At 39.2% G+C, this 14,029-nt stretch carries 12 protein-coding genes; 2 read left to right on the forward strand and 10 right to left on the reverse strand.

Annotation, left to right across the window (positions count from 1 at the left end; all coding sequences use genetic code 11):
- Positions 1-427: 427 nt before the first annotated feature.
- The 6 genes from purD to prmA all read right to left on the reverse strand — a co-directional run bounded on the left by purD (position 428) and on the right by prmA (position 7,019).
- Positions 428-1,714, reverse strand: a complete 1,287-nt coding sequence (gene purD / locus H4J62_RS19545; protein WP_182218422.1) for a phosphoribosylamine--glycine ligase — start codon at positions 1,712-1,714, stop codon at positions 428-430.
- Between the two features lie 84 nt (positions 1,715-1,798).
- A complete protein-coding gene (locus tag H4J62_RS19550; RefSeq protein ID WP_182218423.1) occupies positions 1,799-2,626 on the reverse strand; it encodes a class I SAM-dependent methyltransferase in 828 nt (275 codons plus the stop codon).
- Between the two features lie 258 nt (positions 2,627-2,884).
- A complete protein-coding gene (gene purH, locus H4J62_RS19555) occupies positions 2,885-4,486 on the reverse strand; it encodes a bifunctional phosphoribosylaminoimidazolecarboxamide formyltransferase/IMP cyclohydrolase (RefSeq protein WP_070375035.1) in 1,602 nt (533 codons plus the stop codon).
- A 183-nt stretch (positions 4,487-4,669) separates the two neighbouring features.
- Entirely contained in the window at positions 4,670-4,957 is a 288-nt protein-coding gene (gene fis, locus H4J62_RS19560) for a DNA-binding transcriptional regulator Fis (protein ID WP_070375036.1), read from the reverse strand.
- Between the two features lie 20 nt (positions 4,958-4,977).
- Complete coding sequence (gene dusB / locus H4J62_RS19565) at positions 4,978-5,943, reverse strand: tRNA dihydrouridine synthase DusB (RefSeq protein ID WP_070375037.1); 966 nt, start codon at positions 5,941-5,943, stop codon at positions 4,978-4,980.
- Between the two features lie 194 nt (positions 5,944-6,137).
- The gene (gene prmA / locus H4J62_RS19570) at positions 6,138-7,019 is read right to left on the reverse strand and encodes a 50S ribosomal protein L11 methyltransferase (RefSeq protein ID WP_182218425.1); all 882 of its coding nucleotides are present in this window, start codon (positions 7,017-7,019) and stop codon (positions 6,138-6,140) included.
- A 119-nt stretch (positions 7,020-7,138) separates the two neighbouring features.
- Between prmA and H4J62_RS19575 the strand changes: the two genes are divergently transcribed.
- Entirely contained in the window at positions 7,139-7,627 is a 489-nt protein-coding gene (locus tag H4J62_RS19575) for a putative 4-hydroxy-4-methyl-2-oxoglutarate aldolase (RefSeq protein WP_182218427.1), read from the forward strand.
- A 50-nt stretch (positions 7,628-7,677) separates the two neighbouring features.
- Positions 7,678-8,643, forward strand: coding sequence for an NAD(P)-dependent oxidoreductase (locus H4J62_RS19580; protein ID WP_182218429.1), 966 nt, complete (start codon positions 7,678-7,680; stop codon positions 8,641-8,643).
- 435 nt (positions 8,644-9,078) lie between these two features.
- Here the strand turns inward: H4J62_RS19580 and H4J62_RS19585 are convergent, their stop codons facing one another.
- The 4 genes from H4J62_RS19585 to H4J62_RS20790 all read right to left on the reverse strand — a co-directional run.
- Complete coding sequence (locus H4J62_RS19585) at positions 9,079-10,692, reverse strand: di-heme oxidoredictase family protein (RefSeq protein ID WP_182218431.1); 1,614 nt, start codon at positions 10,690-10,692, stop codon at positions 9,079-9,081.
- A 95-nt stretch (positions 10,693-10,787) separates the two neighbouring features.
- A complete protein-coding gene (locus H4J62_RS19590) occupies positions 10,788-11,939 on the reverse strand; it encodes an imelysin family protein (RefSeq protein WP_182218433.1) in 1,152 nt (383 codons plus the stop codon).
- Between the two features lie 42 nt (positions 11,940-11,981).
- The gene (locus H4J62_RS19595; protein ID WP_182218435.1) at positions 11,982-13,331 is read right to left on the reverse strand and encodes a hypothetical protein; all 1,350 of its coding nucleotides are present in this window, start codon (positions 13,329-13,331) and stop codon (positions 11,982-11,984) included.
- Between the two features lie 632 nt (positions 13,332-13,963).
- Positions 13,964-14,029: hypothetical protein (locus tag H4J62_RS20790; RefSeq protein ID WP_139083085.1), on the reverse strand; the 66-nt coding region annotated here is incomplete at its 5' end.

Consider the following 14,029-nt stretch of genomic DNA (forward strand, 5'->3'; position numbering starts at 1 on the left):
CTCAGTTTTGATGTCAACGTTTTATTTAATTTAATTTGAAGTTTCTTTTCGAAGATTCAAACCTTATCTATAAAACGTTAAGTTAACTACTTTACTCTAAAGTGATGTAGATAACTTATCAAAACGTTCGTTTGGGTTACCCCTTGGAACTGGAGCGCATTCTAGACATTTCTCGCTGGGCGTCAACCCTTTTTTGTCATAAATTTGAAATAATCGATCGTTCGGTCAATTAACATACATACCGCGTTGTTATTGAGCTTTATTAAAGCTACTACAGTAATTATTAATTTTTTATCAGTTATAACTAAACAAAACCTAACAATGATCATTTCAGTTTACTGTAGGGGATCTTGAGATATTCGTGGATTTTAGCTAATAAAAAAGCCTCTTAAAAGAGGCTTTCATTTCAACACTTAAAAAGTATAAGTTAACTTTGTTCTCTAGCGATTGCACGATAGGCAATATCTGTTCTGAATTGTACTTCTTCCCAGCTTATTTCGTGTAATAAAGCATAGGCAGATTTTTGCGCTTGTGTAACCGTTTCGCCTAATGCAGTAGCACAAAGCACTCGACCGCCAGCCGTCACTATCTCACCATTAATTTCAGTGGTGCCCGCATGGAATGTTTTTCTGTCGGGATGCTGGTTAGTTTCTAAACCTGAAATCACTTTACCTTTGGCGTAAGTGCCTGGATAACCGCCGGCCGCTAATACTACACCGACAGCTGGACGTGGATCAAAATCAATAGTCGCTGTATCTAACTTACCAGCACAGGCTAGTAAACATAACTCAACGATATCAGACTTTAAACGCATCATAATAGGTTGTGTTTCTGGATCACCAAATCGACAGTTGTATTCAATCACTTTTGGCGTACCTGTCGCATCTATCATTAAGCCAGCATATAAGAAACCAGTATAAGGGGCATCTTCTTTAGCCATACCCTGCACTGTAGGATATATGACTTCATCCATAATACGTTGATGAAGTTCAGCGGTAACTACTGGCGCTGGTGAATAAGCGCCCATACCACCTGTATTTGGTCCTTCGTCATTATTATAAGCACGCTTATGATCTTGACTTGTTGCCATGGCTAAAACATTTTTGCCATCAACCATAACAATAAAGCTCGCTTCTTCACCATCTAAAAATTCTTCGATGACAACACGATGCCCGGCATCTCCAAAAGCATTACCAGCAAGCATATCTTTAATAGCGTCTTCAGCTTCTGGCAATGTCATTGCGACAATAACGCCTTTACCAGCTGCTAAGCCATCAGCTTTAATAACAATAGGTGCGCCTTTTTCACGAACATAAGCTAACGCAGCTTCTATTTCAGTAAAATTTTGGTACCAGCCTGTAGGAATGTTGTGACGAGCTAAGAAGTCTTTAGTAAATGCTTTTGAACCTTCAAGTTGTGACGCTTTAGCACTTGGACCAAAAATAGTTAACCCCTCGGCTTGAAAGGCATCAACAACGCCGTCAACAAGTGGCTGCTCTGGGCCAACAATCGTTAGAGTAATGTTTTGAGTTTTAGCAAAGTCGACTAGTGCAGCAGTATCGCCAGCGGATATGGCAACATTTTCTACTTTATTTTCTGTTGCTGAACCGGCATTACCTGGTGCAACAAATACTTTTTCTACTTGTGATGATTGTGCAGCTTTCCATGCGAGTGCATGTTCACGACCACCACTACCTATTACTAAAACATTCATTTATCTTAACCCTACTTTATTTGCTAGAAAATATGCTAAAAAACTTGCGCCATTATAAGGGAAGTTATGGCGCAAGTCTTAAGATTATTTAGCTACTTTTGCAAATTTTAAAGTCATTCGATCACTTTCACCGATAGCCAGATATTTTTCTCTATCTTTATCTTTTAATGCAAGTGACGGGGGTAATGTCCAGACACCTTTTTCATAACTTGCTTTGTCTTTAGCATTAGCATTTACTTCACTACTGGCAATAAAAGTAAATCCAGCAGCTTCAGCTTGTGCAATTGTCTTTTCCACAGAAACATAGCCGCTATTCATATCGTTAGCTGTTGCGCCTTTTGGTAAACGATGTTCAACGACACCTAAAATACCACCAGTTTTTAATGCCTTAAAGGCATCAATAAATACTTGGCTAACACCTTCTTCTCCCCAGTTATGTAAATTACGAAAAGTAAGTACCATATCCGCAGAACCAGCGGGGGCTAATTCACTGGCTTTCTTAGGCACAAAGTTAGAGAGTTCAACTTCACTAAACATCTCATGACTAGCCAATTTTTTTACTAAATTTTTACGGGAATTACTGTAATAGTTGTCTTCACCGGTATCAGGATAATGAGCACCGATTAACTTTCCTTTGCCTTTTAACGCTGGGGCTAAAATTTCAGTGTACCAACCACCACCAGGTGTTATCTCAACAACAGTCATTGATGAATTAAAACCAAAAAATTCTAAGGTTTGTTGTGGATGACGGTATTCATCACGTATTTTATTAGCCGCTGATCTATGTTCACTAGCAACCGCTTGGGCTAACTGTGTATTAGCCATAGGTTGCATGGCTTGATCAGCGTAAGAAACGCTGGCTAATGACAGGCTAATGATTGAAGCTGATAATAAAGTTTTTATTGTTTTCATTTGCTTTTCCATATCAAGAATAAAGGTTAACTCGACATGTTATAGCAGATTTTAAAAGAAGAAACAGATAAGGGGGATAAAAGAAAAGTATTTAACCTTGTTGAAGTGTAACATTTTATCAACAAGGCTAATAAAGCCGTTATTTGGAAATGCTTTAAGCTGGTTAGTGAAAATTAAAAGCGGAAGCGCGGAGCGTAGTTTATCTACTTGAGCACTTCCAACGAATAATTTTATTTAACCAACGATAAGCAAACCTACTTAATGGCGGAAGTGACGCATTCCGGTGAACACCATAGCTATGTTATGTTCATCGGCAGCGGCAATAACTTCATTATCACGCATAGAACCGCCCGGTTGAATAACAGCAGTAATGCCCGCTTCAGCGGCAGCATCTAAACCATCACGAAATGGAAAGAATGCATCAGATGCCATGACTGAACCTTTAACTTCTAAGTTTTCATCTGCAGCTTTGATACCAGCAACTTTAGCTGAGTAAACTCGGCTCATTTGACCGGCACCGACACCAATAGTCATGCTATTTTTAACGTAAACAATCGCATTAGATTTCACGTATTTCGCTACTTTCCAACAGAATTGTAAGTCACGCATTTCATCAGCAGTGGGTTGGCGTTTAGTAACAACTTTCAAATCATCGCTGGTCACTTTTCCTTGGTCTCTGTCTTGAACCAATAAGCCACCATTAACACGTTTAAGATCAAAACCGGTAGTTTTGGTCGACCATTCACCACAGGCTAATAAACGTAAGTTAGGTTTAGCAGCAACAATTTGTGCCGCAGCTTCTGAAACACTTGGCGCGATAATAACTTCGACAAACTGGCGAGAAACAATAGCTTCTGCTGTGTCGGCATCTAATTCACGGTTGAAGGCGATAATGCCACCAAATGCTGAGGTAGGATCTGTACGATAAGCACCTTCGTAAGCGGCTAAGATATTGTCACCAATAGAAACACCACAAGGGTTAGCATGTTTAACGATAACACACGCCGGCTCATCAAATTCTTTAACACATTCTAAAGCGGCATCCGTGTCAGCTATATTGTTATAAGAAAGCGCTTTGCCTTGTAATTGCTTAGCCGTTGAAACCGATGCTTCTTCAGGATTTGCTTCGACATAAAAAGCAGCATCCTGATGCGAGTTTTCACCGTAACGTAAATCTTCAGTTTTAATAAACTGACTGTTAAAGGTGCGTGGAAATTTGTTTTTTTCTTTAAAGTTAACTTCGCTTTTTTCACCACTTCGCGCACTAAGCATTTTGCCAAAGTAATTTGCGATCATACCGTCGTAAGCGGCAGTATGTTCATAGGCAGCAATAGCTAAGTCAAAGCGTGTGTTATACGTTAATGAATCATCGTTACTATTCATTTCTGCTAATACGCGCTCATAATCGTGAGCATTAACAATAATCGTCACGTCTTTATGATTTTTTGCCGCTGCACGAACCATAGTGGGTCCACCGATATCAATATTCTCAATCGCGTTTTCTAAGCTACAGTTTTCATCACTAACTGCGTTAGCAAATGGGTAAAGGTTAACGACAACAAGATCAATCGCGCTAATATCGTTTTCAGCCATAACGGCTTCATCCATACCACGGCGCGCTAAAATTCCGCCATGAACTTTTGGATGAAGTGTTTTAACACGACCGTCCATAATTTCAGGGTGACCTGTGTATTTAGAAACTTCAGTAACTTGTATACCATTATCAGCTAATAATTTTGCTGTGCCGCCGGTTGATAAAATATCAACACCTTTTTGCGCTAAACTACGAGCGAAATCGACAATACCTGTTTTATCAGAAACACTTAATAATGCACGTTTGATTGGGCGTGGAGTATCCATTGCTTTATTGTTAACCTTAAAGTTAGTTTAATTGTCTGGCCGTTGACATTTGTCCTTGGCAGTGATTTTTTAAAATAAATCCTTTACTCAGTAATGAGTAGCTAGCTGAAGAAAACCCCTTAGCTAGAAATAAAGAAAGCACCCTAGGGTGCTTTCGATTGACAGGGACAACCTGTCTATTTTTTAGTTCATGCCGTATTTTTTAAGCTTCTTACGTAAAGTACCACGGTTGATACCTAACAAGTTAGCTGCACGTGTTTGGTTACCGCGCGTATACTTCATAACTTCTTCTAACATTGGCGCTTCGATTTCAGAAAGTACAAGGTCGTACATATCATCTACATCATTACCATTTAATTGCGATAAGTAGTTACTGATAGCTTGTTTAGCTTGAGTACGTAATGGAGAATACTCAGCTTGAGTTTGGATCTTGCCAGTAACGAATGGTGATGAAATATTTTGTTCAAACATAAAGTTCAGACTCTTTCTAGTTAATTTAAATTATCAAAATACAGTTCTAATGCATCAAGTTGATCGGTAGATGACTCTAACGCATTAAAAACAGAACGAAATTTTTTCTCTTGATCATACGCGAGCATATACCAAGCAACGTGCTTACGAGCAAAACGAACACCCATAAAGTCACCGTAAAAGTTGTGTAAGTCCTTTACATGCCCAATAACTATCGGACAAATCTCTTCCAATGAGGGGGCAGACAAATGTTCACCCGTTTTCAAGAAATGATTAATCTCTCGAAAAATCCAAGGTTTCCCTTGGGCACCACGACCCACCATTACGGCATCAGCCCCAGTAAAATTTAATACCTGCGCCGCTTTGATTGCGCTGGTAATATCGCCATTAGCCACAACGGGAATACTAACCGCTTGCTTGATGGCTTTTATCGTTTCGTATTCCGCATCCCCTTTATAAAAATCATTACGGGTGCGACCATGAACGACTAAAGACTGAATACCGTTGTGCTCAGCAATTTTAGCAATTTCAATGCCGTTGCGAGTGTTCTCACACCAGCCGGTACGAATTTTAAGTGTTACTGGCACGTTTACCGCATCAACAACACTTCGCACTATTTCTTCAACTAATTTAGGTTCTTTTAATAATGCAGAACCCGCGAGCTTTTTATTGACCTTTTTAGCAGGACAGCCCATATTAATATCTATAATTTGTGCGCCATTTTCAACATTAACTTTAGCAGCAAACGCTAACTCTTCAGGATCTGAACCGGCAATTTGTACCGAACGAATACCTGCAAATTCACTATGAATACTTCGTCGCTTAGATTTTTCGGTATGCCATACTTTGGGATTAGACGAAATCATTTCTGACACGGCTAACCCTGCTCCCATTTGACAACACAGTTGTCGAAAAGGTTGGTCGGTTATTCCGGCCATTGGAGCAAGCATTACATTACTTGATAAAGTATACGAACCTATATTCATGTTGCTGTTTTTTTGAGCTACTATTCAAAAGGGCGCTAAGTTTACGTGTTTTTAAGGGAATTGAAAAGCATATAAATTGAACAATTCTTGCTTTTTTTTGCGTTTTTAATATTGACTTTTTGCAAACTATTGATGTGAGCAGAATTTGTACAAATAGCTAACGAATACTGCTCAATTAATAACAGGGTTTTTGACTAATTTTTTTTACCTGAAAGACGAACCCATTCATCTTGAACAGCAATGGCATCCATTTCACACCACTGACTATAAATATTTTGCAGTTCATTGGCCTGTTCTTCTAAAACACCTGACAGTGCAAGGTGACCATTTGGTGCAACAAATTCAATAATCGTTGGCGCTAATTCACGTAATGGTCCGGCTAAAATATTAGCGACAACCACATCAGCTTTAAAACTTGGCTGATCTTTTGGTAAGAAAAGTTCTAAACGGTCTGCAATACCGTTGCGCTCAGCATTTGCTTTACTTGCTTGTAATGCTTGTGGATCAATATCAATACCAATGACTTTTTTCGCGCCTAGCTTAAGTGCCGCCAGCGATAAAATTCCTGAACCACAACCAAAATCAACTACAGTTTTACCGACTAAATCTAATCCGTCTAACCAGGTTAAACATAATGCCGTGGTTGGATGGGTGCCTGTGCCAAACGCTAAACCTGGATCAAGCATAACATTAATCGCGGTTGGATCAGGAACTTCGCGCCAGCTTGGACAAATCCATAAACGCTCACCGAATTTCATTGGATGGAAGTTGTCCATCCACTCTCTTTCCCAATCTTTATCTTCAAGTTGCTCTAACTTGTAAGCCATATTGTTTTTATCTGGATGGATACTTTTCAAATAAGTAATGGTTTTATCCATGTCATGGCTGGCATCGAATAAGCCCATTACCACGGTATTGTGCCAATAGATAACTTCATCACCCGGAAGCGGCTCATAAATAGGGGTATCTTGGGCGTCGATAAACGTCACGGCTTGCGCGCCACAAGCACTTAACCAATCACTATATTTTTCTGATGTGTCTTCATTCGCACTCAAGCGAAGTTGTATCCAAGGCATGGGAGGTGCTCACTATAAATTTTTCACTAGTTTAGCATTTGTTAGTTAATACCTACAAAGACTTCTGCTAGAGTATTGCTAGGATAATTATTCCCTCTGGCCTAATAAGGAACTCTACGATGCTCGATCTTCTCCCTGATTTATATGACATTTACCCTAACGCATTAACACTGGCACAACCGCTATTTACTGACTATGGCAAAAATAACATTTTTTATGGGGAAATAGTCACCGTGTCTTGTTTTAATGACAATTCAAAAGTCAAAGCCTTGGTAGATACTGACGGCACAGGTAAAGTCATGGTTATTGATGGTAAAGCAAGTACCACACGTGCACTGTTAGGTGACATGCTTGCTGAAAAAGCGGTTAAAAATGGTTGGCAAGGAATGGTCATTAATGGCTGTATTCGTGATGCGGGTACGATTGCCACGCTAAAACTAGGTGTAAAAGCATTGGGTTGTTGCCCAATTAAAACTGAGAAACTAGGTATTGGTGAAGTAAATATTCCCATTACTTTTGCCGGCATTCATTTTATTCCCGGACAGTTCATCTACGGCGACAGTAATGGTTTAGCCATCAGTGAAAAACTTTTATCATTACCGTCTTAACGCAATTGTTTAGGCTCATACACAGATTAAAGACAATATAGGTTATTTAAATGAAATATTTCCCCATTTTTCTTGAGGGTAAAAACATATCGGCAATGATCATTGGTGGTGGTGATGTCGCGGCACGTAAAATTGAATTATTGCTAAAAAGTACCACTAACATTACGGTTATGGCTGCAAGCTTATCTGAAAGTGTGAAACGATTAGTCGATGGCCATGATCTACATTGGCTCGCTCACAATTACCAAAGCGGCCATTTAATTGGCATGAACTTAGTGATTGCAGCTACCGACGATGGCGAAGTCAATAAAGCGGTTGCTGGTGAATCACAACCGCTCAACATTCTCACCAATGTTGTTGACCAACCTGAACTCTGTACTTACATCACGCCAGCAATCATAGATCGCGCACCGATGATTATCGCTATGTCTAGCTCTGGAAGTGCCCCTATACTGTTAAGGATGCTTAGAGAACAAATTGAAAAAACCCTACCTAATGGCTACGGTAGGCTTGCAGATTTCTCTTTTAAATTTCGAGATCATGTTAAAGCAAGAGTAAGAGGGCTTCGCAACCGTAGGACCTTCTGGGAAAGCGTATTAAGAGGGCCTATCGGTGAGCAGATTTTACAAGGTAATATACCCGAAGCTGAACAACAGCTTATTGCCAGCATAAAGAAAGAAATTACACCGCCGGTAGGTGAAATTGTCTTTGTTCATACATTAGATGGTAATCCAGATAAATTAACCCTACAGACTCACCGAGAAATGCAATTTGCTGAAGCGGTATTTTATGACGATGACGTTAATATCGACCTAATTGAATATATACGCCGTGATGCTGAAAAGTATCCACAAAGTATTACTTCATCAATACTTATTAATTTTCAACATGCACTTGAACTCGCAGAGAATGGACAGAAAGTCATTTATCTCTTAGCAGGACACACACAGTTACCTGAAAACTCAGCATTTTCGTCGAGCAGTATTTTGAAAAAAGAATTAATAAGTGGTGTATAAGTAAAGATCTACAGCGTTTTTAGGCTATAACTTACGATTTACTACACCGTTTTTTAGAAAATAATATCATTTAAAGGAAGACGGTTAATAAGACACGCATCGTTTAGACTATAACTTACGATTTACTACGCCGTTTTTTAGAAAATAATATCATTTAAAGGAAGACGGTTAATAAGACACGCATCGTTTAGACTATAACTTACGATTAAAGGCTGATCCTGTTGAATCACCATCCCGCTTTTTAAAAAAATAATATCACTTAAAGGAAGACGGTTAATAAGACACGTATTTTTTTAGACTATAACTTACGATTTACTCACTCGTTTTTTAAAAAATAAGGCGTTAAAGTAACTCTTTAACGCCTTGAATAAGTGATGCTTTGCGCAAAGCCCACTTCTTCTGGAGAAATAATAACATTGTCGGCGCGGCGCTGACTTATAAAGACATAACAAAAGAGACTAGTTGCTCACGTTCATTAACACTTAATGCCATAAACTTGTCGGTAGCTTGTTGCGCTTCACCGCCATGCCAAAGTATTGCTTCTTCTACCGTACTCGCTCGACCATCATGTAAAAAACCTGCGGCAGGATTCACTGTTTTAGTTAACCCTATTCCCCACAGTGGTCGAGTTTTCCACTCATTGCCTGTTGCCATAAAATCACGACGATTATCTGCTAATTCTGCGCCTAAATCGTGTAATAACATGTCTGTGAAGGGGTAAATATGTTGTCCTTTTAATGACTCAGGTGCAGGTACTCCCCCCACCAAAATATCACCACTTATCGTAGTAAAGTCTGGTTGATGGCAAGACACACAACCGACCTCTTCAAATAATTGTGCGCCGGCAATTACCATTTCATTATTTACATTGCGTCTTGATGGCACCGCTAATGTTTCCGCATAAAAAACAACATCATCTGAGAACTCTTGGCTTGCTTCACTACCTCCTTGTTCATCAACACCGGTATCAATAAAACCTGTCCGCGTTAAATAGCTTTCATGCAAAGGTGAATTAGCGATGCTCTCCTGTGGAAATAACGGATTGGTAATTCCCATATCACCCCGTAATGCCCCCAGAGACTGAACACGAACACTGGGTGTGCTTGCTTTCCAGCCAAAGCGTCCAAGTGATACAGGTATAAGATCTTTGTTTTTCGCTTTAATTGGGTCGAAAACCCAATTAGGACGACCTGAAATACCATCGTTATTGGTGTCTAGCTCATCACTTAACGCTAATATATCCGCTTCGGCGATGAGCTCTAACAAACCTAAACCAAAGATTGGCATGCCATTACGTGGGCTATAACGCACATCAACCTGCATAATCGCACTATCGCGTTGTTGACCGTCGCCAACATCGTAAGCATTTTCAATGGTAAATACCGGTTTCTTTAATTCAACCGTATCACCATTGGCATACGTTATTGTTTTAAATTCATAAGCTAAATAAACATCGGCTTGACCAACAAAAGGGTGATCTTGCCAATCAGCCCGTGCTTTTAACACACCTCGATGAAATAGCTGGGTACCAAAACCTTGCACAGGCTTATTTTGACAATAGTTATTATTAATTGACGGCGCTGTGCATTCACCGTCTTCAATACTCATTCTCAAAAAAATACCGGCATTAGCGCCTAATAAAATACGATCTTGGTCTTGTGGAATGGTTAATGTAGATGGACGACCATCACGCTGGTGGCATGAGTTACAATTTTGATTATTAAAAACCGGTCCCAAACCATCTAATTCAGGGTGTTCCATATTTGGCGCTGTTGTAAACGCCATTTCAAAATTAGCATCGCCAGTCAGGTGTTGGTTTAGTTCAGCGTCAGTTAAGGTCGTTATTGGAGTTGAAAAGCCATGCCCTGAATCACTAGCATCAAATGCTGTCGCTTTATCACCTAGGTTTTCAACAAAAGTATAATCAGGGTAATCAGGTTCAACAACAGCATTATCATTTGACTGACTCTCACGATTACAGGCACTAAGAAATAATGTTGCCAGTAAAAGATTAATCGTAATTATTAAACCCTTGTTTATATTATTCATATTTAACATAAGTTTTGTTCTATTTATAAATTAAAGGGAAGTGCATCCTTGCACGGCTTACATCCTTTAGGGGTCGGTTAGCAACTAAATCACTGTTAGTTATTCCAGTTATTCAACAATATAAGCACATCACTCTCTAATGATGTTTGTAAAATACTTAAAGCATCAATAGCGGCTTGAATACGAACACGTGCTTCTACATCATTAATTGCTTGCCTGAACGGCATATCATTTTCACCTGAAATCGCTTTAATTGCTGTTATTGCTGTCGTTATTTCGGTATCGATGCGAATAGCTAAAGCACTATCCGCGGCTTGAACGAAATTAATAATTCCTACATCGGTCACAGCTTGTGAATTTGTGGTCCCTAGGTAAACATTTTTAACCCCTTGAATATTATTTGTGAAATCAGCCAGTGAATTCCAACTGTATTGTGATTCAACTAACGAGGTATCCGTTGAGTTAATATCACTACCAAAGGGTTCAGCAATTTTTCCGTTAGCGACTTCATCAACAATACCTATCATGCCATTAATTAATTCTTCTACGACGCCTAGTTCAGACGCATAAATGTCATTACCTGGTATCAGCAAAAATTCTTGGTAGGGTAATGAGTTTGTATCATTGGCATCATGTCTAACCGTCCATGCATCAAAAAGCGATTGGGTATATTCACGAAACACTTCTGCAGTAGCAGCTAAATATTCACGCTCTAACGCTGTCATTTCATCTATCGCTTTAGCATTATCGGTTAAGCCATCGCCAAAAAGTAGAAACTCCATGGTATGAAAGCCCTGAACATCGTCGTTAAATAACTTGATAACCTCGGCATTAAAACCACTTTGTGTTGCTAATAAACTTTGCAGATCACTGGTATTTAATGGCCAGGTATCTAAGTGAGGATCTATAGATAAGGCATCTACTGGTCCAAAAATATGAGCTTCTCCTTGCTCCCAAGGTTGGCGAACTGTTTGCCATGCTTGTTGAGTTGCCAATAATGTTTCTTGGCTCGGAGAATTTAATAATGACAAGGTCGCTAAGTGAAAGATCTCTGCTTTGGTGTTCAGGTCGTTATAACCTTCAACAATAATATCGTTTGTTATATTACTTATCATAGCTGTTGCATCAAACGCGAAGCCTGATGGTTCTTCTATAACAGGTATTGACTGCGAAGAACTGCTACCACCACATGCAGATAACATTAATATTGCTGTGGTCGTTGCGAAGAGTGAAGTTTTCAATGACATTTTTAATTCCTTTAAATTTACAGTCGTCTTTTAAACTGATGGTTATATTGAAAAATAATAGCCCATCGATAGGCTAAAACTTTGGGTATTATTAAGGTTGTTTTGTGCATAAGATTTTTCAGCAAACTGAGCTTTAAGTACCACATTTTTTATTGGTATGTAGTTCACACCGATGGCAATTTCTTTAATATCAAAACGAGAGGTAGCTAAGCCCCCTGCTACTTCTTTAATAGGGTTGGCATAATCATATGAAGTAAATAGATACAAAGGTTTGCTAAGACCAAGCAGAAATTGACTGTTATAGGCGACTTCTAGAAATGCTGACTCAGCTTCACTACCTAATTGAGCAAAGTTACCTGGCTTTAATCCTGGCGTTGTTTTATTAGCGGCAGTAATGGCTAAGCTGTCATCTAATTTGCCGAATAAATACTGACCTCGTAGCGTCCAATCTTGATAACGATAAACGCCATTGAGCCCGATAATGGATAAATGGCCATCCGCTGAAATATTATTGGTATTATTGCGATTACCACTGGTGTTACCGCTGTAAAAACTAGCGCCTATCCCTGAGCCTTTTTTAAGGTCGCCATAATCTACTCGAAGCGTTAACGCTAAGTCGTCGGCATTGATCGTTTCGAATCTTTTTTGGTGACCACTGGCTACCCAGCGATAAGTACGAAAGTATTCAGAATTAAGGCCTGTCGTCAGTAAAGCTTGCGCCTTAAGTCCTTGCCAATTTGCAGTGAAGTTAATCCCGGTTTCATGCCAAACTTGGGGGATAAGTGTTGATTCACTCCAATGACGCTGGGTAGTAAAATATTGATCAGGTTTGTGTAACTCAGTCCCTAAACCCACAGGGACAAATATTCTGCCAAGTTTAATAGCAAAGTAGTCATTGTAAGCATATTTGAGTTCTAATTTTTCAACCAGAACTTCACCACCCGCTTCTATCTCAGTTTCAAATTCGCCGAATTCTTCGAAGCCATCATATTCTAATGCTGCGCCCGTACCACCATGTTCGTACTCTAACTCTATTTCAACTTGCCATTGGGGATCAAACCGATAACCAAATTCTAAAACAACGCGTTCGACATCAGTTATGCTGCGCTTTTGTGGTTGTGTGTCTTGCGTGTTACGAAAAACATCTTCCGTTTTATAAAGTACACTGCCATAAGAGGTAATGTGCCAATTTTTGACGGCTGAATAATTTAGCTGATCTTTATGACTTGTTGAGGATACGGCTAGACTTAATTGTCTAAGTTCACTTTGAAGCTTTTCAATTTGTTGCTGTTGTTTGTTAAAGTTAATAACAGAGGGTTGATCATCAGCCTGAGCAAGGTTACAAAAACTGACCATTGCCAATGTTGATAAAACAGAAATTTTGTTTTTCATCTTACTGCACCAATACAAATACGAATCACTTTCATTTGCATGTATTGTAATTAGCTCTAATGATTATTGCAAACAATAATAGTTATCATTCGTAATTAATTTCATTCTATTCTTTTGATCACTGAAATAAGACATAAAAAAGACGCCTAAGCGTCTTTTCTTGAATTCTCGTGAGAACTAAAATCTGCAATTATGTGATGCCTCTTTTAGGTACAGCGATACAACACCTGCTCTGTGTTAGCAACTTTGACTGTTTCACAATTTCACTAAAATTTAGTGATAAAAAAAGACGCCTAAGCGTCTTTTTTTGAATTCTCGTGAGCACTTAAACCTGCAATTATGCGATGCCTCTTTCAGGTACAGCGATACAACACCTGCCCTGTGTTAGCGATTTTACAGTTTTGCTAAAATTTAGAGATAAAAAAAGACGCCTAAGCGTCTTTTCTTGAGTTCTCGTGAGAACTAAAATCTGCAATTATGCGATGCTTCTTTTAGGTACAGCGATACAACACCTGCTCTGTGTTAGTAACTTTGACAGTTTTGACTGTTTGACAATTTCACTAAAATCTAGATATAAAAAAAGACGCCTAAGCGTCTTTTCTTTAAGTTCTCGTGAGAACTAAAATCTGCAATTATGCGATGATTTTAGATACAACACCAGCACCAACAGTACGACCACCTTCACGGATAGCGAAGCG

This window comes from Colwellia sp. BRX8-5 (assembly GCF_014077325.1).
Lineage (GTDB): Bacteria > Pseudomonadota > Gammaproteobacteria > Enterobacterales > Alteromonadaceae > Colwellia_A.